The 18,978-nt window shown below is 72.3% G+C and carries 23 protein-coding genes; 10 read left to right on the plus strand and 13 right to left on the minus strand.

Annotated features, from left to right (window positions below):
* Positions 1-7: 7 nt before the first annotated feature.
* Genes pucL through uraD form a run of 3 tightly spaced genes read right to left on the minus strand, consistent with a single transcriptional unit; the run spans position 8 to position 1,896 of the window.
* Positions 8-871 carry a factor-independent urate hydroxylase gene (pucL, locus tag CACI_RS23440; protein ID WP_015793327.1) on the minus strand — a complete coding sequence of 288 codons (864 nt, stop codon included), beginning with the start codon at positions 869-871 and terminating at the stop codon, positions 8-10.
* Between the two features lie 3 nt (positions 872-874).
* Positions 875-1,204: a hydroxyisourate hydrolase gene (gene uraH / locus CACI_RS23445; RefSeq protein ID WP_015793328.1), complete on the minus strand. Its 330-nt coding sequence runs from the start codon at positions 1,202-1,204 to the stop codon at positions 875-877.
* Complete coding sequence (gene uraD, locus CACI_RS23450) at positions 1,201-1,896, minus strand: 2-oxo-4-hydroxy-4-carboxy-5-ureidoimidazoline decarboxylase (RefSeq protein ID WP_015793329.1); 696 nt, start codon at positions 1,894-1,896, stop codon at positions 1,201-1,203. The genes uraH and uraD overlap by 4 nt, the downstream gene beginning before the upstream one ends.
* Positions 1,897-2,154: 258 nt before the next feature.
* Between uraD and CACI_RS23455 the strand changes: the two genes are divergently transcribed.
* The 6 genes from CACI_RS23455 to CACI_RS23480 all read left to right on the plus strand — a co-directional run bounded on the left by CACI_RS23455 (position 2,155) and on the right by CACI_RS23480 (position 7,336).
* Positions 2,155-3,702 carry a PucR family transcriptional regulator ligand-binding domain-containing protein gene (locus tag CACI_RS23455; protein ID WP_015793330.1) on the plus strand — a complete coding sequence of 516 codons (1,548 nt, stop codon included), beginning with the start codon at positions 2,155-2,157 and terminating at the stop codon, positions 3,700-3,702.
* Between the two features lie 13 nt (positions 3,703-3,715).
* Entirely contained in the window at positions 3,716-4,357 is a 642-nt protein-coding gene (locus CACI_RS23460) for a nucleotidyltransferase family protein (protein WP_015793331.1), read from the plus strand.
* Positions 4,336-4,806: a hypothetical protein gene (locus CACI_RS23465; protein ID WP_015793332.1), complete on the plus strand. Its 471-nt coding sequence runs from the start codon at positions 4,336-4,338 to the stop codon at positions 4,804-4,806. The genes CACI_RS23460 and CACI_RS23465 overlap by 22 nt, the downstream gene beginning before the upstream one ends.
* 189 nt (positions 4,807-4,995) lie before the next feature.
* Positions 4,996-6,369 carry a YVTN family beta-propeller repeat protein gene (locus CACI_RS23470; protein WP_015793333.1) on the plus strand — a complete coding sequence of 458 codons (1,374 nt, stop codon included), beginning with the start codon at positions 4,996-4,998 and terminating at the stop codon, positions 6,367-6,369.
* Positions 6,369-7,037: a nucleotidyltransferase domain-containing protein gene (locus CACI_RS23475; RefSeq protein WP_015793334.1), complete on the plus strand. Its 669-nt coding sequence runs from the start codon at positions 6,369-6,371 to the stop codon at positions 7,035-7,037. The genes CACI_RS23470 and CACI_RS23475 overlap by 1 nt, the downstream gene beginning before the upstream one ends.
* Before the next feature lie 50 nt (positions 7,038-7,087).
* Positions 7,088-7,336, plus strand: coding sequence for a hypothetical protein (locus CACI_RS23480; RefSeq protein WP_015793335.1), 249 nt, complete (start codon positions 7,088-7,090; stop codon positions 7,334-7,336).
* 70 nt (positions 7,337-7,406) lie between these two features.
* Here the strand turns inward: CACI_RS23480 and CACI_RS23485 are convergent, their stop codons facing one another.
* The 5 genes from CACI_RS23485 to CACI_RS23505 all read right to left on the minus strand — a co-directional run bounded on the left by CACI_RS23485 (position 7,407) and on the right by CACI_RS23505 (position 10,826).
* Positions 7,407-8,564: an RNA polymerase sigma factor gene (locus CACI_RS23485; RefSeq protein WP_015793336.1), complete on the minus strand. Its 1,158-nt coding sequence runs from the start codon at positions 8,562-8,564 to the stop codon at positions 7,407-7,409.
* Positions 8,561-8,971 (minus strand): YciI family protein, encoded by a 411-nt coding sequence (locus CACI_RS23490; RefSeq protein ID WP_015793337.1) that lies wholly within the window; start codon positions 8,969-8,971, stop codon positions 8,561-8,563. Before CACI_RS23490 ends, CACI_RS23485 begins: the two co-directional genes overlap by 4 nt.
* Positions 8,972-9,040: 69 nt before the next feature.
* The gene (locus tag CACI_RS23495) at positions 9,041-9,478 is read right to left on the minus strand and encodes a VOC family protein (RefSeq protein ID WP_015793338.1); all 438 of its coding nucleotides are present in this window, start codon (positions 9,476-9,478) and stop codon (positions 9,041-9,043) included.
* Positions 9,479-9,590: 112 nt separating this feature from the next.
* Positions 9,591-9,944 carry a DoxX family protein gene (locus CACI_RS23500; RefSeq protein WP_041540428.1) on the minus strand — a complete coding sequence of 118 codons (354 nt, stop codon included), beginning with the start codon at positions 9,942-9,944 and terminating at the stop codon, positions 9,591-9,593.
* A 48-nt stretch (positions 9,945-9,992) separates the two neighbouring features.
* Positions 9,993-10,826, minus strand: coding sequence for an SAM-dependent methyltransferase (locus CACI_RS23505; RefSeq protein WP_015793340.1), 834 nt, complete (start codon positions 10,824-10,826; stop codon positions 9,993-9,995).
* Between the two features lie 195 nt (positions 10,827-11,021).
* Between CACI_RS23505 and CACI_RS23510 the strand changes: the two genes are divergently transcribed.
* On the plus strand, positions 11,022-11,669 hold the full coding sequence (locus tag CACI_RS23510; protein ID WP_015793341.1) for an NAD(P)-dependent oxidoreductase: 648 nt from the start codon (positions 11,022-11,024) through the stop codon (positions 11,667-11,669).
* Here the strand turns inward: CACI_RS23510 and CACI_RS23515 are convergent.
* The 3 genes from CACI_RS23515 to CACI_RS23525 form a co-directional block, all read right to left on the minus strand.
* Entirely contained in the window at positions 11,578-12,861 is a 1,284-nt protein-coding gene (locus tag CACI_RS23515) for an MFS transporter (protein WP_015793342.1), read from the minus strand. The genes CACI_RS23510 and CACI_RS23515 overlap by 92 nt on opposite strands.
* Positions 12,861-13,481 carry an ArsR/SmtB family transcription factor gene (locus CACI_RS23520; protein WP_015793343.1) on the minus strand — a complete coding sequence of 207 codons (621 nt, stop codon included), beginning with the start codon at positions 13,479-13,481 and terminating at the stop codon, positions 12,861-12,863. The genes CACI_RS23515 and CACI_RS23520 overlap by 1 nt, the downstream gene beginning before the upstream one ends.
* 80 nt (positions 13,482-13,561) lie before the next feature.
* Positions 13,562-14,404, minus strand: a complete 843-nt coding sequence (locus tag CACI_RS23525; protein WP_015793344.1) for an SAM-dependent methyltransferase — start codon at positions 14,402-14,404, stop codon at positions 13,562-13,564.
* A 187-nt stretch (positions 14,405-14,591) separates the two neighbouring features.
* Here CACI_RS23525 and xylB point away from each other — a divergent pair, with 187 nt between their 5' ends.
* From xylB to CACI_RS53575, 3 genes are all read left to right on the plus strand, one after another.
* Positions 14,592-16,079 carry a xylulokinase gene (gene xylB / locus CACI_RS23530; protein ID WP_015793345.1) on the plus strand — a complete coding sequence of 496 codons (1,488 nt, stop codon included), beginning with the start codon at positions 14,592-14,594 and terminating at the stop codon, positions 16,077-16,079.
* Between the two features lie 62 nt (positions 16,080-16,141).
* On the plus strand, positions 16,142-17,104 hold the full coding sequence (locus CACI_RS23535; protein ID WP_015793346.1) for an NAD-dependent epimerase/dehydratase family protein: 963 nt from the start codon (positions 16,142-16,144) through the stop codon (positions 17,102-17,104).
* Positions 17,105-17,286: 182 nt separating this feature from the next.
* Positions 17,287-17,412 (plus strand): hypothetical protein, encoded by a 126-nt coding sequence (locus CACI_RS53575; RefSeq protein ID WP_015793347.1) that lies wholly within the window; start codon positions 17,287-17,289, stop codon positions 17,410-17,412.
* 105 nt (positions 17,413-17,517) lie between these two features.
* Here the strand turns inward: CACI_RS53575 and CACI_RS23540 are convergent, their stop codons facing one another.
* Together CACI_RS23540 and CACI_RS23545 are read right to left on the minus strand one after the other, a co-directional pair.
* Positions 17,518-18,201: an SDR family oxidoreductase gene (locus CACI_RS23540; RefSeq protein WP_015793348.1), complete on the minus strand. Its 684-nt coding sequence runs from the start codon at positions 18,199-18,201 to the stop codon at positions 17,518-17,520.
* Positions 18,198-18,971, minus strand: coding sequence for a putative protein N(5)-glutamine methyltransferase (locus CACI_RS23545; RefSeq protein WP_015793349.1), 774 nt, complete (start codon positions 18,969-18,971; stop codon positions 18,198-18,200). Before CACI_RS23545 ends, CACI_RS23540 begins: the two co-directional genes overlap by 4 nt.
* Between the last annotated feature and the right edge of the window lie 7 nt (positions 18,972-18,978).

Genomic DNA, 18,978 nt, shown 5'->3' on the forward strand with positions numbered 1-18,978 from the left:
GTCGGGGTCAGGTCCAGGCCGGACCGGCGGCGGGGGCGTCGTCGCGGCGGACGTCGCCTTCGATGAGGCCGTAGGGACGGTCCGCGGCGAGGAAGGTCTCGTTCGGGTTGTCCAGGCCGAACGGCGCCGTGTCGTAGCGGAAGTGGTGCTTGTTCGGCAGCTTCAGCCGGACCTCGCACAGTTCCGGGCTCTCCTCCAAGACCCGGGTGCCCATCTCGAACAGCGTCTGTTGCAGCGAGCGGCTGTGCGTTCGCACGAACGCCTCCAGCAGCGCGGTCTTGGCGCGCTCGTAGGATTTGCCCCAGTCGCCGGAGGCGGCGGCGTGCCGCCACTGCGCGTGGATCTCCGTGGCCAGGACGCGGTCGTGGGCTTCGGCCAGCGTCGTGTACTCGTCCTTGACGTAGCCCCAGAACTCCGAGTCGGTGGAGTTCAGGACGGTCAGGTCCTTCACACCCGAGAGGACCCAGGCTGCGGTGCCGTCATAGTGCACGGTGCAGGTCCGGGTGCCGCCGCCGGTGCGGACGAAGGAGTGCGGACCCTGCCCGATGCGGTCCCAGGCGTGCTCGTCCACCTCGACGCGGGCATGGCCGATGCTCGGCTGGGAGTCGACGAAGTGCCGCGCCAGCAGCAGCGCGTACTCCTCGATCTCGACCGCGCCGTGGCGCTGCGCGAAGGCGAAGCACGTGTTCTTCATGGTGTCGGTCGGCAGCACGCCGGAGTTGTCACCGGTCAGGTGGGTCGCGTCCAGATCGCCGGACAGCGCGACCGAGACGGTGATGTCCTTGATCTGGTGCACCGGACCCTGCTTGGTGATCCGGACAATCCGGTTCTCGCACTTGCCGTAACGGTTGTCCCCCAAGACGATGGACATCGGCTAGCTCCCTCGATAGGTCGAGTAGGCGAACGGGCTGAGCAGCAGCGGGACGTGGTGGTGCGCGTCCGGGTCGGTGATCGTGAAGGCGATCGCGACCTCCGGGTAGAAGAAGTCGGCGACGCCGGCGGCCCGGAAGTAGGCGGCGGTGTCGAAGACCAGCCGGTGCGGACCGCCGAGCAGCTCGGCGGCGAAGCGGATGCGGCCGTCGGCGTCGGTGCGCTCGCGCGCCACCGGGAGCCAGCCGTCGGGGCGGGCCACGTCCAGGCGGACCGGGACGGCGGCGGCGGGACGGCCGAGGACGGCGTCCAGGACGTGCGTCGACAGGCTCATCCGGCCGCTCCGATCGGCGTCCCGGGTTCGGGTGCGGGTGCGGGTGCGGCGGTGACTGCGGCGGGCGCGGCGGATGCAGGTGTGGCGGTGGCGGGCGCGGTGGATGCGGCGGTGGCTGCGGCGGCGGATTCGGCTGCGGCCGGTGCGGGTGCGGCTGCGGGCTCAGCAGCGGCTGCCGCTTCGGCGAGGCGTTCCAACCGCAGCAGCACGATCTGCGCGAGTTCGGCACGCACCTCCCGCTGCTCGGCGGCCGCGTCGTTGCCGAGCCGGCGCCGGGCTTCGGCGAGGATCTCCTCGGCGGAGCGGCCGGCCGCGCGGATCAGGAAGACGTGGCCGAAGGCCTGCTCATACTCCGCATTGGCGCGGGTGACCTCCTGCCGGACCGATTCGGCGCTGCCGGCAGCGGCCGACTGCTCGGCGCGCGACCACGCCGCCTCCCGCGACTGCCCCGCTGCCCGGTCGCCGATCCGCGGGTGGGCGTCCAGCGCCTCCAGCACGTCGGACCACCGGAGCGCCTTGATCCCCGCGGTCGCGGCGGAGGCCAGCTCGGCCCAGCCGCCGTAGGGCCGTCCGTCCGCCACGGCCGCGGTCCAGCGGCGGCTCGCGCAGCAGGCCGACAGCTCCTGCGTCGCCTGCTCCGCGGACCACGCGTTCAGCGCGGCCACCGCCTCGCGGCGGGCGTCTTCGGGCATCGGCGTCTCCCTTCCGGACTCCCGGGCTCCGGGGTGCCCCAGCGGCACGACGGTGAGTGAACCGGCGCCGGCCCGGTCGCGGCCACGGGCCGAAACCATGAAGCGGCGGCCGGCTGGCGGCCGGGTTTCGGAGGATCCTCCAAAGACGCCGGTCACAGGGCGTTCCTAGGCTGCGCGGTGCGGAGGTAGCCTCATGGCGATCACGACCGCCCCGGCGGTCCCGACCGCCCCGGGCACCGGCGGCAGAAGGGAGCGAGGATGCGGCTGCGCGACCTGCTGGACACCCCGATGCCCGGGCTGGAACTGCTGACCGGCACCGACCCCCTGCTGGAGCGCGAGATCAGCTGGGTCGCGACCACCGACCTGCTGGACCCGGGCCGCTATCTCAACGGCGGCGAGCTGGTGCTGACCGGGCTGATCTGGCGGCGCGAGCCAAGGGACTCCGAGCGCTTCGCGCGGGCGGTCGCCGAGGCCGGAGCCGCGGCGATAGCGGCCGGGGACGCCTCCGGCGCGCCGATCCCGCGCGACCTGATCCGCGCCTGCCGGGCACACCGCACGCCGCTGTTCCGCGTGCCGACCGAGCTGGCCTTCGCCACCCTCACCGAGCACCTGGCCCGGCACCTGTCCGCCGAGCGCGCCGCCGACATCGGCTCGGTCCTGGAACGCCACGGCCGCCTGGCCTCGGCCTCGGCCGCCGGCACCGCGCTCGCCCCGATCCTGGACCTGCTGGCGCAGGACCTCGGCATGCCCTGCTGGGTCCTCACCCCCGCCGGACGCCCGGTCGCCGCCTCGCACGAGCCGCTGCCGCCCTCGGAGACCGAGGCGACCGTCCGCGAGGCGCTGCGCGCCGGGCAGCTCCCGGCCCGGATCCGCCGCCGCTCGGTGTTCGCCATCAGCTCCGGCTCGCCGCTGACCGACTGGTACCTGGTCTTCGACGGCGACTACGAACGCTGGGACCCCCGGCGCCAGGCGCTGGCCTCCAAAGCCGCGGCGGTCCTGGCGATCGAGCGCGAACGGCTGGCCGCGCGCCGCGAACCGCTGCGCCAGCTCGGCGCCGACCTGGTCCGCCTGATCGCCGAGGACGGCGGCGTCGCCGAGATCGCCGCCCGTGCCGACCTGGTCGGCGTCGGGGCGGACACCGAGGTGCAGGCGGTGGCGCTGGCCGGTCCGGCGCACCACTCCGGCGCGATCCTGCGGGCACTGCTGGAGGACGTCACCGAGGAGCTGCGGCTGCGCGGGCAGCGCCGGGACGCCGCGGCCGACCACGACGTCCCGGTCGCGGAGTTCGCCGACCACGCGGTGGCACTGGTCCCGAACCCTCCGCCGGACGTCGCCGGGCACCTGCGCGACCTGCTCGGCGGCATGACCGCCGGGCTCGGCCGGGAACACCTGGCGATCGGCGTCGGCAGCCGCCGGGCGGCGGGACTGCGCGCGACCGTCGACGAGGCCCGGCACGCGCTGCGCATCGGACGCGCGCGCAGCGACCAGGTGAGCGTCATCGGGCACGAGGAGCTGGCCTCGCACGTGCTGCTGCTGTCCGGGCTGCCGGAGGACGTGCGGGTCGCGTATCGCGACCGGCTGCTCGGGCCGCTGCGGGCGTACGACGCGCTGCACCGCTCCGACCTGGAGGCCACGCTGGAGGCTTTCCTGGCGTGCTCGACGTCCTGGACGCGGTGCGCCGAGCAGATGCACGTCCACGTCAACACACTGCGATACCGGGTGGCGCGCATCGAGGAGCTGACCGGGCGGAGCCTGGCTGACCTGGAGACGCAGGTGGATCTTTTTCTGGCGCTTCGGCTGCGGTAGAGCGGGAGATGTGGTGCGAGCCGATGTCGTCGTGGAAGCGGATGTCGTCGCAGTGATTCTGGCGGCCGGCGGCGGACGGCGGTTGGGCGGACGTCCCAAGGCGCTGCTGGCTCACGGCGGCGAGCTGCTCGTCGAGCGCGCGGTGCGGACGGCGCGCGCCGGCGGCTGCCGCGACGTGGTGGTGGTACTCGGCGCCGGGGCGATTGAGGTACAGCGGCGAGCGGAATTAGCCGACTGTGATGTGGTGGTGAATCAGGACTGGGAGACGGGGATGGGCTCATCGCTGCGTGCCGGGCTCGCGGCGGCACCGGGGTCGTGCCGGGCAGCCGTGATCTTGTTGGTGGATCAGCCTTTCGTGACCGCTGACGCGGTGCGCGCGGTGATCGCTTCCGGCGCGGACGTCGCGGCGGCGACGTACGACGGCCGACGCGGCCATCCGGTGCTGATCGCCGCCCGGCACTGGCCGCAGGCTTCGGCTGCCGCCGTCGGCGATCGCGGCGCCCGAGATTTCCTGGCGCGGCACGAAGTAATGTCCGTACCCTGCGACGGGTCGCTGGCGGACATCGATATACCCGAAGACCTGAAGTTGCTGAACCCTGGCGCAGTTCTGACATTCCGAGGACAAGGGCACCGATGGCGCGTATCAGAAGACTGAGGGACGTGCACCCCACCCGCCGCGGACTCGTCCTCGCGTGGTGGTCGTTCACCGTCATGTTCGGCGGCCTGCGGCTGCTGACCTGGGCCATCCACGTGCATGTGGCGGGGTTGGGGAACGTCAGCGCGGGCGGCGTGCACATCCACCACTATCTGTGGGGGATCCTCATCCTGATCGGCGTGGGCGCGGCCGGGGTCGTCGAGCGCTCGCCGCGGTGGCACGCGTGGCTGGGACTGCTGTTCGGGATCGGGCTGGCGCTGGTGGTGGACGAGGCGGCGCTGCTGATCGAGTTGAAGGACGTCTACTGGACCGGCAACGGCGGGGTGAGCATCGCGATCGCGGTGATCATCATCGGGCTCGCCGGGAGCGTGCTCGCGCTGACCCGCGCGCCGGGCCTGGACGAGGAGCAGGAGAATCAGAAATGGGACGCCGGCGCCGCGGGCGAATAGGCGAAGCGAATAGGCGGATAGAGAACAAGAGTTCGTCAGCGCCTGTACGGACTTCCTGCGGAAGTACACCGAGGGCTTTCCCTTTCTCGAGGCCCAGGCTCTCGAAAGCGGGCTCCGCGCGCGATAAAACAGAGCATTGAGTCACCTCGCGCCTGCGCTCAGCCCGCCCCACTCACCGAAGGAGCCCGCGTGACCCCCCAGCCCACCCCGCACTCCTGCGAGCCCGCGCGGCCGCGCCCGGCTCGCCCGCGCCGCGCCACCGCCGCCCTGGCGGTCGGCCTGCTCACCGCGGCCGCGCTGCCGACGCTGGCCGCCGGCGCGGCGCACGCGGCCGGCGCCGCGGCGCCGCTGCCGCCGGGGACCTACGTCTACGTCGCGAACGCGGCGTCGAACTCGGTCTCGGTCATCGACACCGCGAGCCAGACCGTGGTCGCCACCGTGCCGGTCGGCAGCGCCCCGACCGGGATCGCCGCCTCGGCCGACGGACACCGGGTCTACGTGACCGACTCCGGCTCCAGCTCGGTCTCGGTCATCGACACCCAGGCCGCCTCCGGTCCCGCGGTCGTGGCGAGCATCGCGGTCGGCCGGCAGCCGCAGTCGGCCGCGCTGTCCCCGGACGGCACGCGGCTCTACGTCGGCGACGACATCGCCGGCACGGTCTCGGTCATCGACACCGCCTCCGACACCGTGCTCTCGACCATCGCCGCCGGTCCCGGAGCGGAGGGCCTGGCCGTCTCGCCCGACGGCTCCCGGGTCTACGCCGCCGACACCGGCGGCTCCTCGGTCACCGTCATCGACGCCGCCACCGACACGGTCGTGACCACGGTCCCGGTCGGCCAGACGCCGGTCGGGCTCACGGTCTCCCCCGACGGCTCGCACGTCTACGTCCCCGACTACGGCAGCGGCCAGGTCTCGGTGATCGACACCGCGACCGAGACGGTCTCGGCGACGGTGGCGGTCGGCGCCAACCCGCACAGCGCGGCGGTGAGCCCGGACGGCGCGACGGTCTACGTCACCGACGCCGGCTCCGGTACCGTGTCGGTCATCAGCACCGCGACCGAGACCCTGTCCTCGACGTTCAGCGTCGGCGTGGCGCCGCACGGCATCGCGCTGGCCGTGGCGCCGACCGGCGGCTCGGCGTACATCGCCGAATACGGCGCGGCGAGCGTCTCGGCGGTGAACCTGGCCTCGGACGCCGTGACGGCGACGATCGGCGTCGGCACGAACCCGGTCTACCTGGCGGTGTCGGTCATCAAGCCGCTGCCGACGGCCCTGACCGCCGGCACCGCGCAGCTCTCCCTGCTGCCGCTCGGCGAGGCGAACCTGAACGCCAAGCTCACCAGCGACGGCGTACCGGTGGCCGGACAGAAGATCACGTTCACCGCCTCCGACGGCCGGGTCCTGTGCACCGCGACCACCAACTCGCACGGCAAGGCCGTCTGCAACACCGCGCCCGGACTGCTGGAGTCGGTCGCCGTCCTGCTGACCGGCTACACGGCGACGTTCGCGGGCAGCACCTACTACCTGCCGTCGTGCGCACACGGCGAGACCGCACTGCTGTAATGCCCGAAGACCACGACGAGGAGCGGGCCCTGGAGATCCCCGGGGCCCGCCCGCTGTCCCCCGCCGACATCGCAGCCCTCGACGACCAGTGGGCCCGTGCCTGGACCCCGGCAGAGGTCGCACGCCGCCTGGAGGGCGTCGACCTGCCCTGGTACGTCGCGGGCGGCTGGGCGCTGGACCTGTTCCGCGGACGGCAGACCCGGCGCCACGGCGACCTGGAGATCGGTGTCCCCGCCGCGCGCTTCGGTGAAATCAGCGACCGTTTCCCCGCCCTGGTGTTCGGAGGTGTCGGGCAGAACCGGCTGTGGGAGATCGCGACACCCGAAGTCCTGGCCGCCACACATCAGACATGGCTGCGCGACCCAGCGACCGGCGATTACCTCCTCGACGTCTTCCGCGAGCCGCACGACGGCACGACCTGGATCTGCCGCCACCGCCGGACAATCCGGCTCCCCTACGAGGAAATCATCTGCCACACCCCGGACGGCATCCCCTATCTGACTCCTGAGTTGGTGCTGCTGTTCAAGGCCAAGCACGTGCGGCCGAAGGACCAAGGGGATTTCGAGGGAGTGGCGCCCGAGTTGAGCCCGGCGCAGCGCGCGAGGCTGGCCGAGCTCATCGGACAGGTGTATCCGGAGCACCCTTGGCTCGCGGAGTTGGACCGGTAGCTCAAAGCTGACCGGTGGCTCAGTGCTGACCGGTGGCTCAAAGCGCTTCGATGATGGTCGAACCCCTCCTGGCCGACCGCGAGAGCTGGAAGCCCGAGCGCTGCTCCATCGACAAGGCGATCAGCACGATCGGCACCCGCTCGGCGATCCTGCTCCTGCGCGAGGCGTTCTACGACGACGGACCGCTGAAGGTGGTCGACACGCGGACCGGCTCGCCGGTGCGGGTCCGGATGCAGAACGCTGAGGGCGAGGATGTCGCGCTCGATGAGATGGGGCTGACGGTGCGGCGCGATGAGTGAGTGACCACCAACCGGTGGCAGCCGGATCGCCGCTGACTCCTTCGCTGACAAGGCGCGACAAGGCGCGCGGCTAAGACCCCACCGCCTGCCGCACCCGAGCCGCCTCCCGCGCCAGATAGTCCCGCTCCTGCACGCTCGTCGCAGCGTGCGAAGCCTCCGCGTACAGCCCGGCAGCCAGCGCCGAATCCCCCGCGCGCTCATGCAGATACGCCGCCACCGCACTGCGCCGCGGCACGTCGGCGTCCACCTCGGCGAGCGCCGCCAGCCCCGCGCGCGCCCCGTCGGCCTCGCCGACCGCCACCGCGCGGTTGAGCCGCACCACCGGGCTGTCCGTCAGGGCCGTGAGTTCGTCGTACCACTCCACGATCTGCACCCAGTCGGTCTCCTCGACGTTCGGCGCGTCGGCGTGCAGGGCTGCGATCGCCGCCTGCGCCTGGTACTCGCCGAGCCGGTCGCGGGCCAGGGCGGTCTGCAGGATCGCGACGCCCTCGGCGATCAGCGCGGTGTCCCACAGCGCGCGGTCCTGCTCCGCCAGCGGGATCAGGCCGCCGCCGGGAGTGGTGCGGGACGCACGGCGCGCATGGTGCAGCAGCATCAGGGCGAGCAGGCCGCCGACTTCGGGGTCGTCGTCGGTCAGGGCGATGAGTTGGCGGGTCAGCCGGATCGCCTCGGCAGCCAGGTCGATGTCGCCGCCGTAGCCCTCGTTGAAGACCAGGTACAGGACGCGCAGCACGGTCGCCAGGTCGCCGTGCTGGTCCAGCGGCAGCCCTTCGATGCGGCGCTTGGCGCGAACGATGCGCTGCGCCATCGTCGCCTCCGGGACCAGGCACGCCTGCGCGATCTGGCGCGTGGTCAGGCCGCCGACCGCGCGCAGGGTCAGGGCGACGGCCGCCGCCGAGGACAGCGTCGGGTGCGCGCACAGGAAGTACAGGCGCAGGGTGTCGTCGCCTGCCGGCGCCGAGCCTGCCGGCGGCTCGGCGTCGACGGCCAGCTCGCGCCGCTGCCGGGAGGCCTCGGCGCGGGCGGCGTCGACGAACTTGTGCCACGCGGCGGTGACCAGCCAGCCCTTCGGGTCGCGCGGCGGGTCCTCCGGCCAGAGCTGCAGGGCTCTGATCAGCGCCTCCTGCACGGCGTCCTCGGCCGAGGCGAAGTCCGCGCCGCGCCGGACCAGAACGCTGATCACCGCCGGGACCAGATCCCGGAGCCGGGACTCGTCGAACTCGTTCACGCGGTCGTCTTCGGCGCCTCGGCGCCGAGGAAGGGACGCACCTCCAGCCACTCGTTCAGCGGCTCGCCGCCGGGACCGGGGACGGCGGACAGCTCGCCGGCGATCTCGACCGCGCGGTCCCAGGAGTCGACGTCGATGATGTACCAGCCGGCGATCAGGTCCTTGGTCTCGGCGAACGGCCCGTCGGTCACCGGCGGGCGCCCCTGGCCGCCGTGCCGGACGAAGGCGCCCTCGGCGGACAGCGCCTGCATGTCGACGAACTCCCCGGCCTCCTCCAGCCGGGAGGCGAAGTCGCGCATGAACCGCACGTGCGCGTCGACCTCTTCGGGCGTCCACTGGTCCATCGGCGGGAACTCGACGGCCGGGGTCGGGCCGCCGCGGTAGTGCTTCAGCAGCAGGTACTTCATGGTGGTTCTCCTCAGCGATCAGGGTGTGCGGGACTGGACGGCAGCGCGAGCAGGCAGCCTCATACAGCCTCAGGCGGCCTGCTTCGCGCTGATGTCCTCGGCCAGCTCGACGATGATCCCCTCCGGGCCGCGCAGGAAGCACAAGAGGTACACGTCCTCGTAGTTCTCGACCGTCCCGAGCGGGTCGTAGCCCAGGGCGTGCAGCTCGGCGAGCAGATCGCGCAGATCCTCCACCTGGAAGGCGACGTGGATCAGGCCCAGCCGGTTCGACGCCGGCGCGGCCGGACCCTCCGGGTCGGGAGCGGCGAGGTGCTTGACCAGCTCGATCTGGCTGTGCCCGTCGGGCGTGCGCACGAACACGACGTCCGACATCGGATCCTGGAGCCCGATGACCCGGCCGACCATCGGGCCGCCGACCTTCGCCTCGCCGGCGAACTCCATACCGAGCGCGAAGAAGAACCGCTTCGCGGCGTCCAGGTCCTCGACGTTGATGCTCACGTGGTCCATGCGGCGGATCCTCGGCACGGCGGTTCTCCCTCAGTTTCGCGCGGTCCCTCGTGGCCGCGTCCACCCCTGGGACGGAGCCGGTTCGGCGTTCTCGACACCCGACCGGACCCCACTATCGTCCAACGCACACCACCACAGCCAGCAGGCACAACACGAGAGTCACGCCGACCCCCAGCCATTCGCCGCGCTTGAAGTGCGCCAGCGCCCCGAGCAGCATCATCACCGCGATCCCCACCGCCGCCAACGGCGTCAGCACGGTCGCGACGCCGAGCGCCCTGGGCAGCACCAGCCCGATCGCCCCGGCCAGCTCCGCGGCGCCGATGAAGCGGATCGTCCCCGGTGCGTAGTTCTCCAGCACCGGGGCCTTGACCAGCACCTTCTCCTTCGACTGGAACGCCTTGCCCAGTCCGGACAACGCGAAGAAGGCGGCCAGCACCGCTTGCAGGATCCACAAGAAAATGTTCACGTTCCCGGGACGAGACAGCCCGCCCGGGCGTGACACGCCCCCGGACGCTCAGCGTTTGAAGGCGAGTCCGCCCTCGAGCCAGATCGTCTCCCAGTCCTCGCGCACCGGGCCGTCCGGACGCCATCGCGGCAGCTGCACCACGCCGGGCTCGATGAGGTCGAAGTCGCCGAAGAACGCCTCGATCGCGGCGCGCTCGCGCACCACGAGGTTGGACTTCGCGTTGTCCCAGCCCTTGCGGGCGGCGGCGGAGACCTCGGGCTGGCCGCCGTCGGTGCCGTGGGAGATCACGAGGGCGCTGCCGGGCGCCAGGGCGTCGCGGAAGGCCGCGACGATGCCGGCGGCGTCCTCGTCGTGCCCGACGAAGTGCAGCAGCGCGACCATCAGGACCGCGACCGGCTGGTCGAAGTCCAGCAGCTCCAGGACCTGCGGGTGGCCCAGGATCTTCTTCGGCTCGCGCACGTCGGCGAGCACCACCGCCGTGCGGGTCTCATCGCCGGAGAGCAGCGCGCGGGAGTGGACGGCGACGATGGGGTCGTAGTCGACGTAGGCGACCCGGGCCTCGGGCTGGACCGCGCGCGCCACCTCGCCGGTGTTGCCCACGCCGGGCAGCCCGGTGCCGATGTCGAGGAACTGTGTGATGCCCGCCTCGGCGAGGTGGCGGACGGCACGGCCGAGGAAGGCCCGGTTCTCCGTGACCATGGCGCGCGCGGCCGGGGTGGCCCGCATCACCACCTCGGCGGCCTCGCGGTCCACCTCGAAATGGTTCTTGCCGCCGAGCATGTAGTCGTACATGCGCGCCGGATGCGCCTTGGTCTGGTCGATCTCCGGGGGCAGCCAGTCCGGCAGCAGCGGACCGGTGCCCGGTCCCAGTTCCTCGGTCATACGGTATGGCCCTCCCAGGTCGGTGGCAGCCGAGTGGCGGCGGGTGGTCCGTGCCGCGTCAGGTTATCCGATCGTCGTCGTGCTCTGATATGGCGCCCCCGATACCGCTCCGCCGCCCGCGGTGGCAGCCCGAGCAAGGGGGTCCAATAAGGTGGCAGGGTAATTTCGGGGAACGTATGTTCAAGGAGGAGTGCGATGGAAATCGTGCTGTTCGGCGCGACCGGCATGGTCGGCTCACGGATCGCGGCGGAGGCCGCGGCGCGCGGCCACACCGTCACCGCGGTCTCGCGGTCCGGAGGGCAGCCGGACGGGGAGGGCGTCCAGGTCTCCCCGGCGGTGGGCGACGCGGCCAACCCGGCCCAGGTCGCCGAGCTGGTCAAGAACGCCGACGTGGTGGCCGCCGCGCTGGTGCCGCCGCGCGACGGCTCGGACCCGCGCGCGCCGTTCGCGCAGCTGTACGCGGACTTCATGGCCGGCGTCCGCGACGGCGGCGCGCCCCGCACGGTGATCGTCGGCGGCGCCGGCACGCTGCTGGTCGCCCCGGGCACACGCCTGGTCGACCTGCCGGACTTCCCGGCCATGTACAAGCCCGAGGCGCTGGCGCACGGCGACGTCCTGGACGCCCTGCGCGCCGACCCGACGCTGCCGACCTGGACGTACATCTCCCCCGCCCCGGAGGTCGGGCCCGGGGAGCGCACCGGCAGCTTCCGGCTCGGCGTGGGCGACGAGATCCTGCCCGACGCGAGCAGCATCAGCGCCGAGGACTACGCGGTGGCGTTCGTGGACGAGCTGGAGTCGGGAGCGCATCCGCGCGAGCGGCTGTCAGTCGCCCAGACGGCGTAGACCGGGAACTCACGACGGCAGCCGCCGCGCAGACCACGGCGCACAGAGCGAAGAAGGCTCCTGTCCCCCACGCCTCGGCGGCCACGCCGACGAGCGGGAACAGCAGAGGGCTCAGACCCAGCGTGCACAGGGTCGTCACGGAAGTGACGCGGCCGAGGAACTGCGGGGCGGCTGCCGTTTGCAAGCGTGCGTTGGCCACGACGGTGGTCACGCCGGTCGTGGCGCCGAGGCAGGCGGAGATCGCGATCGCGCCGGCTCGGCCGAGCGTGGTCCACGCGAGCAGGAGCGCTGCGGTGAGCGCCAGGGATGCGGTCAGGGTCAGGCGCGCTCGGCTTGCGCTGCCGGTGTCGCTGACGCTGCCGCTGTCGCTCGCACGATGCGCAAAGGTGGTCGCCATGATCCCGGCGACCGCAGCGCCGCCGACGCTGAACGCGCCGAGGATCCAGCCGGCGGTCGTGCTGCTCCAGTGCCGCTCGGCGACGAGCAGGACCACGGCGACGGCGATCGGGCCGCTGAAGCACATTTCGCTGAGCCCGATGACGATCACCAGGCGGCGCAGTTCCGTGTGCTGCCGGACGTAGCGCAGCCCTTCGCCGAACTGCTCCCATAAGCTGAGTCCGGCTTCCGGCGCTACAGCAGTGCGCGGTATTCGCAGCGTCATGAGCAGCACCAGCGACGCGCCGAACAGCGCGGCGGCTCCCAGGAACGACCCGGACGCGCCGCCGACGCCGAGCATCACTCCTGCCAGCACCGGACCGGCGAGGTTGGCGGCCCGCACTCCCAGGACCCGCATTCCCTGCACGCGCGCCAGCTCATCCGGCGCGACAAGCACCGGCGGAAGCGCGCCGACCGCCGGCATGAACAGCGCGTCGACCGTGCCGAAGCCGACGGCGAGCGCCACCAGCACGCCCAGCTGGACCCGGTCAGCGACCGCGAGCGCCGCGCCCACCACCAGGACGCACCGGACCAGGTCGCTGCCGATCAGCACGCGCCACGGCCCGAACCGGTCGGCGACCACCCCGCCGCCGAGCATCAGCAGCGCCCTCGGAACCGCTCCCACGGCGAGCACGACGCCTGCCGCCACCGGCCCGAGCGAGCGCGAGGCGGCCCACGACAGGGTGACGAAGTAGACGGAGTCGCCGCTGACCGAGCACGTATATGCGCAGACCCAGCGCAGGACGCTGCCGTTCATCAGCGTTCCGGCGGCGGCAGGGCGTGGATGTGGACGGACACCGGCTGCGCGGCGGGCTGTTCGGGCAGGTCGGGCAGGTCCGGCTGTTCCGGCAGGTCGCGGTAGCGGTCGATGACGGCGACGAGGTCCCGCTTGAGGTCGGTGAGCTGGTCCGGCGTCAGGCGCAGGGAGCGTTCGCTGGTCATGGTGACGTTCAGCCATGCCTGGCTCAGGTGCGGGACGTCGGCGGTGTAGCGGCGCAGGGCGTCGCTGTAGGCGAGGAGGGTCGAGTGCAGGTAGGCGCGGCTGTCGTCGCCCTCGCGCGTGGCAGGGTCGTGATACAGCGCCTGGCGGGTGACGCGCCACCAGCGGTCGCGCCGCGTGCCGCGCCCGACGTCCTCCTCGATCAGGCCGCCGGTCGCGAGTTTGCGCAGGTGATAGCTGACCGCGCCGGAGTCGAGGCCGAAGTGCGCGGCGAGGCGGCGGCCGGTCGCGGGACCGTGGTCGCGCAGGTAGTGCAGGAAGCTAAGCCGCATCGGGTGCGCCAGGACGCGCAGCGCGGCGGTGTCCAGGACGGCGTCGCGCTCGGGGTGCGGCGCCAGGGGGTCGGTGCGTTCGGGGTCGGTGCGTTCGGCGGGCATGCACGGCACGATAAAAGGCGAACGCCTCTGTGCGAACCCCCGTTCGCGAAGAAGTGTTCGCCTTTCGTGCCGGCGGCCGACTACCTCTTGATCCCGACCGCCGCGTGTCCGTAGTCCAGCGACCGTTCCTCGTCGGTGAGGTCGTGGTCCGGGCGCCAGCCGGGGATGATCACGACGCCGGGCTCGAGCAGCTCGGTGCCGGTGAAGAACCGCTCGATCTCCTCGCGGTCGCGCAGCACCAGCTGGGAGGTGGCGTTGTTCCAGCCCGAGCGGGCGGCGCCGAACTTGCCGGGCTCGTGGCCCTCGGAGGCGTGCGAGACGACCAGGGCACTGCCGGGCGCCAGGGCATCGACGAACGTCGCGGCGATGGCGTGGGCGTCCTCGGCGTCGGAGACGAAGTGCAGCAGCGCGACCATCAGGACCGCGACCGGCCGGTCGAAGTCCAGGATCGCGTGGACGGTGCCGTTGTCCAGGATGGTCTTCGGTTCGCGGACGTCGGCCTGCACGATCGCGGTCAGCGCCGGGTCGGCGCCGGAGAGCAGGGCGCGGGAGTGCGCGGAGACGATCGGGTCGTAGTCGACGTAGACCACGCGGGCGTCGGGGTGGACCTGGCGGGCGATCTCGCCGGTGTTGCCCGGTCCGGGAATGCCGGTGCCGATGTCGAGGAACTGGGTGATGCCGGCCTCGGCGAGGTGGCGCACGGCGCGGCCGAGGAAGGCGCGATTGACCCGGGCCATGCCGCGCAGCTCGGGCATCAGGCCCAGGGCGACCTCGGCGGCCTCGCGGTCGACGTCGAAGTTGTCCTTGCCGCCGAGCAGGTAGTCGTAGATCCGCGCGGGATGGGCCTTGCTGCGGTCTATCTCCGGGGGTTCCCAGTCCGGCAACAGCGCGCCGCCGTCCTCGCTGATCGACTCGTCGGTCATCTTCGACCCTTCCGGTGGCAAGTGGCGCGGTGGACGTGCCGCGCGTGGATCAGAGTATCCGATGATCATCGAGGACTGATACCTGGTCCGGGGACGGGTCCGCCCTCCGGGCCCGGCAGCGGGGCGCCATCCGGTGCTAAGTTCACCTGTCGAATGATTCGCCGTGTCACGCCGGGAGTTCCTGTAAATGACCCGCAATGCCTTGGTCGCCGGTGTCGATTCCTCGACGCAGTCGTGCAAGGTCGTCATCCGCGACGCCGTCACCGGCGACCGGATACGGCAGGGCAGGGCGCAGCACCCCGACGGCACCGAAGTGCACCCCGCCGCCTGGTGGGAGGCGCTCGGCCAGGCGGTCGCCGAGGCCGGCGGGCTGGAGGACGTCGCCGCGATATCCGTGGCCGGGCAGCAGCACGGCATGGTCTGCCTGGACGACGAGGGCGCCGTGGTGCGCCCGGCGCTGCTGTGGAACGACACGCGCTCGGCGCAGGCGGCGGCGGATCTGGTCGCCGAGCTCGCCGCTGAAGTCAGCGAGACCGGAAATCACGTCCCGACCGGCGAGGCGGCCTGGGCGGACGCCGTCGGCACGGTCCCGGTCGCCTCGCTGACCGTCGCCAAACTGCGCTGGCTCGCCGAGCACGAACCGGCGCGCGCCAAGAGCACCGCAGCGGTCTGCCTGCCGCACGACTGGCTGACCTGGCGCCTGACCGACGGCCGCGACATCAGCACCCTGACGACAGACCGCAGCGACGCCTCCGGGACCGGCTACTACTCCCCCGCGACCGGCGCCTACCGGCCGGACCTGCTCCAGCTGGCGTTCGGACGTCAGCCGCTGCTCCCGACAGTCCTCGGCCCGGCCGAACACGCGCGCATCCTGCAGCCCTCGGCCGGCTTCGCACCGGCGGACTCCCCGCGCATGCGCCTGGGCGCCGCGGAGCTGAACCCGCTCCTGATCGGCGCGGGCGCCGGCGACAACGCGGCGGCGGCCCTGGGCCTGGGCGCGCGCCCGGGCGACGTGGTGGTCTCGATCGGCACGTCCGGCACGGTCTTCGCCTGCTCCGACGCCCCCACCGCCGATCCGACCGGCGCCGTCGCAGGCTTCGCCGACGCCACCGGCCGCCACCTCCCGCTGGTCTGCACCCTGAACGCGGCCCGCGTCCTGGACGCCGCAGCCGCACTACTCGGCGTCAGCCTCGGCGAACTGTCACGGCTGGCCCTGTCCGCCCCAGCCGGCGCCGACGGCCTGACGCTGATCCCCTACCTGGAAGGCGAGCGCACGCCGAACCGCCCCGACGCCACCGGCACCCTGCACGGCCTGCGCCTGACGAACTCAACCCCCGCGCACCTGGCACGCGCGTACATCGAGGGCATGCTCTGCGGCCTGGCCGACGGCCTCGACGCACTGACCGCCATCGGCGTCCCGGTGGAGCGCATCCTGCTGGTCGGCGGCGCGGCGCAGTCGGAGGCGGTGCGGACAATGGCGCCGGCGGTGTTCGGGCGACCGGTACTGGTGCCGAGCGCCGGGCAGTACGTCGCGGACGGCGCGGCGCTCCAGGCGGCGTGGGCGCTGAGCGGGGCAGCCGAGCCGCCGACGTGGGGCACCGGCAAGGCGGAGCGGATCGAGGCGGAGCCGGTGCCGTGGCTGCGGGAGCGGTATCACGAGTATCGGGATGCCTGAGCGGCTTACACCGTCGCATAAATCTGATCGGGTTCCGCGGCACCGGCGCTAGGCTCGCCAGAATGCGCATTCTGATGTTGGGCGGTACCGGGTTCGTGGGGCGGGCTGTGGTCGAGGATGCCCTCGCTCGTGGCCATGATGTGACCATCTTCAGCCGCGGGCGCTCCGGCGCTGGCTTGTTCCCGCAGGTGGCGCGGCTGGTCGGTGATCGGGACGGCGATGACTACGCCGCTTTGGCGACCGGCGCTTGGGACGCCGTCGTGGATTCCTCCGCCTATGTGCCGCGGCACGTCAACAACGCCATGGACGCCCTGGGCGACCGCGTCGGCCGCTACGTCTTCGTCTCCAGCCATGCCGTGTATCCGCGCCGGGGGGTCGCGGCCGGCTCGACGGAGGACACTCCGCGCCGGGCGCCGGTGCGCGATACCGAGGAACTCCTTGAGGAGACCTATGGTCCGCTGAAGGTCGCGTGCGAGGACGACATCCAGGCTCGGTTCGGCGAGCGTGCCAGCATCGTGCGGCTGGGGAAGGTCGCCGGCCCGCATGATCCGCAGAACGGCCTCACCTACTACGTCCGCCGCGCCGCTGCCGGCGGCCGCCTTGCCCTGCCGGGGCGCCCCGAGCAGCCGGTCCAGCTCATCGACTCGCGCGACGCCGCCCGCCTGATGGTCCGCCTCATCGAGGACGACCGCGGCGGTGCCTTCAACGCCGTCGGGCCGGGCACGCCGATCACCCTGGCCGACACGATCCACATCTGCGCCCGCGTCGCCGGCACCGAGGTGGAGATCGTGCCGGTGCCGGAGCAGGACGCGCAGGGCACCTTCTTCCCTCTGATCCGCGACCCGGCCGAATGGAACGTCATGCAGCGGGACCCGGCGCGCGCCGTGGCGGCCGGGATGCCGCAGACGCCGTTCGAGACGACGGTCGCCGACGTCCTGGCCTGGGACCGGGAGCGCGGAACGCCGCCGCTGAAGTTCGGCTTCACGGCAGAGGAAGAGGCGAAGGCGCTGGCTGAGGCGAAATAGCCCCACCTTTTGCCCGGTTTCTCACCGTCGTTCCCCCGCACGTCGCACCGCGGCCACCCCAAACCGATAACTCGCAGGTGCGCAACCCATTTTTGCCTTCAATCGATTGGACTCCACGCGCCGTCTCCCTTATAATTAAAGGCATACAGCCGACGCGATCACAAGGATCCAAGGAGTCAACGATGAACTTCGCCTCGACCTACGAACTGGCCGCCGCCAACGCCCGTCTCGCCGAGCTCCACAAGCAGGCCGCCGACGCCCGCATCGCGCGCCTGGCCAAGAAGGAGCGCCGCCGCAAGGCCGCGTGAGCCGAGCCGCACCACACCTCGACATCCGAACGGGCCGCCCATTTGATCTGGGCGGCCCGTTCGGCATGTTCGGCGTTCAGCGCGCTACCAGCGCGCGACCAGCCGCTACCAGTCGATCGCCTTCCGGTCCCGGAAAAACCCGCCGCTCGGCCCGCCGTCCGGCAGCGTCGCCGCCCACACGATCCCCGCAGCGCCCTCCCGCACCGGCCGCCCGCCGGGACCGCCCATATCGGTGGCGACCCAGCCCGGGCACACCGCGTTGACCAGGATCCCGTCGCCGCGCAGATCGGCGGCGAGCATGCGGGTCAGGGCGTTGAGCGCGGCCTTGGTGATGCTGTATGCGGGAGTGGAGCCACTGGTCATCTCGGTCAGCGACCCCGCGCCGCTCGAGACGTTCACGATCCGCTGATGACTCCCGGCCCGCAACAAAGGCAGCATCGCCTGAACCAGCTGCCAGGGCCCATAGACGTTCGTCTCCGCGGCCTCCCGCACCACCATCAGATCGGCGCCGATCGCGTGCTGCCAGGTGTCGTAGTGAATCGCGGCGTTGTTGACCAGCACGTCCAAGTGCCCGAAGTGCTCGCGCACCTCCTCGACCGCAGCGGCGATGTCCTCGGTGCTGGTGACGTCCAGCCGCACCGGATACGCACGCTCCCCCAGCTCAGCGGCGGTATCGCGGGCAGCAGCCTCCTGCCGAGCACCGATCAGGACACGGTGACCGGCGGCGACCAGCTGCCGCGCCGTCTCCCGCCCCAGACCCCGGTTCGCCCCGGTCACCAGCGCGATCACGCCTGCCGCCCGATGACGACCGTCGCGTCCAGCTCCTGGTCCTGCGCTATCCACGCCTTGAGCCCGGCCTCCCCGAACGCCTCCAGCATCGCCTCGGCCTGCGCCTCGCTGGTCTCGATCAGCAGATGCCCGCGCGGCGCCAGCCACTGCGGCGCCCCGTCCGCGACCCGCCGGTGCACCGCGAGCCCGTCGGCGCCGCCGTCCAGACTCGCCGCCGGCTCGAAGACCCGCGCCTCGGCGGGCAGCGTCGACAACGCGTCGGTCGGCACGTAAGGCGCGTTCACCACCAGCAGATCCACCTTCCCCCGCAGCCGCTCTGGCAGCGCCTCATACAGGTCGCCTTCGTGCGTCGAGCCACGGCGGCCGAGATTCTCCCGCGCGTAGGCGAGCTGCGCGGGGTCGATGTCCGCGGCGTGCACCTCCGCGCCGGAAAGCCGTGCCGCCAGCACCGTGGCGAACGGCGCCGACCCGCAGCACAGGTCCACCACCACGCGCGCCTCGCGCCCGAGGTCGAGCGCCAACTCGACCAGGAACTCCGAGCGCCGCCGGGGCACGAACACGCCCGGCCCGACCCCGATCCGCAGCCCGCAGAACTCGGCCCACCCGACGACGTGCTCCAGCGGCTCGCCGGCGCAGCGCCGGGCCACCAACGCCTCCAGGCGCCGCGCCGGCTCGGCGTCCTCCTTCACGGCCTGCGCCAACAGCTCCGCCTCGTCCTCGGCGAACACACACCCGGCGGCGCGCAGCCTCGCCACGACGTCCTCACTCATGATCACG

It is taken from the genome of Catenulispora acidiphila DSM 44928 (assembly GCF_000024025.1).
GTDB lineage: Bacteria > Actinomycetota > Actinomycetes > Streptomycetales > Catenulisporaceae > Catenulispora > Catenulispora acidiphila.

Excerpts from the sequence above, each read along its gene's own strand:
- uraD (WP_015793329.1), bottom strand. The coding sequence starts at position 1,896 with ATGCCCGAAGACGCCCGCCGCGAGGCGGTGGCCGCGCTGAACGCGTGG.
- CACI_RS23505 (WP_015793340.1), bottom strand. The coding sequence starts at position 10,826 with ATGACCGAGGAACTGGGACCGGGCACCGGTCCGCTGCTGCCGGACTGG.
- CACI_RS23475 (WP_015793334.1), top strand. The coding sequence starts at position 6,369 with ATGCCCGAAGACCACGACGAGGAGCGGGCCCTGGAGATCCCCGGGGCC.
- CACI_RS23495 (WP_015793338.1), bottom strand. The coding sequence starts at position 9,478 with ATGGACCACGTGAGCATCAACGTCGAGGACCTGGACGCCGCGAAGCGG.
- CACI_RS23455 (WP_015793330.1), top strand. The coding sequence starts at position 2,155 with ATGCGGCTGCGCGACCTGCTGGACACCCCGATGCCCGGGCTGGAACTG.
- CACI_RS23480 (WP_015793335.1), top strand. The coding sequence starts at position 7,088 with ATGATGGTCGAACCCCTCCTGGCCGACCGCGAGAGCTGGAAGCCCGAG.
- CACI_RS23545 (WP_015793349.1), bottom strand. The coding sequence starts at position 18,971 with ATGAGTGAGGACGTCGTGGCGAGGCTGCGCGCCGCCGGGTGTGTGTTC.
- CACI_RS23520 (WP_015793343.1), bottom strand. The coding sequence starts at position 13,481 with ATGCCCGCCGAACGCACCGACCCCGAACGCACCGACCCCCTGGCGCCG.
- CACI_RS23515 (WP_015793342.1), bottom strand. The coding sequence starts at position 12,861 with ATGAACGGCAGCGTCCTGCGCTGGGTCTGCGCATATACGTGCTCGGTC.
- xylB (WP_015793345.1), top strand. The coding sequence starts at position 14,592 with ATGACCCGCAATGCCTTGGTCGCCGGTGTCGATTCCTCGACGCAGTCG.
- CACI_RS23535 (WP_015793346.1), top strand. The coding sequence starts at position 16,142 with ATGCGCATTCTGATGTTGGGCGGTACCGGGTTCGTGGGGCGGGCTGTG.
- uraH (WP_015793328.1), bottom strand. The coding sequence starts at position 1,204 with ATGAGCCTGTCGACGCACGTCCTGGACGCCGTCCTCGGCCGTCCCGCC.
- CACI_RS53575 (WP_015793347.1), top strand. The coding sequence starts at position 17,287 with ATGAACTTCGCCTCGACCTACGAACTGGCCGCCGCCAACGCCCGTCTC.
- CACI_RS23525 (WP_015793344.1), bottom strand. The coding sequence starts at position 14,404 with ATGACCGACGAGTCGATCAGCGAGGACGGCGGCGCGCTGTTGCCGGAC.
- CACI_RS23465 (WP_015793332.1), top strand. The coding sequence starts at position 4,336 with ATGGCGCGTATCAGAAGACTGAGGGACGTGCACCCCACCCGCCGCGGA.
- CACI_RS23490 (WP_015793337.1), bottom strand. The coding sequence starts at position 8,971 with ATGAAGTACCTGCTGCTGAAGCACTACCGCGGCGGCCCGACCCCGGCC.
- pucL (WP_015793327.1), bottom strand. The coding sequence starts at position 871 with ATGTCCATCGTCTTGGGGGACAACCGTTACGGCAAGTGCGAGAACCGG.
- CACI_RS23510 (WP_015793341.1), top strand. The coding sequence starts at position 11,022 with ATGGAAATCGTGCTGTTCGGCGCGACCGGCATGGTCGGCTCACGGATC.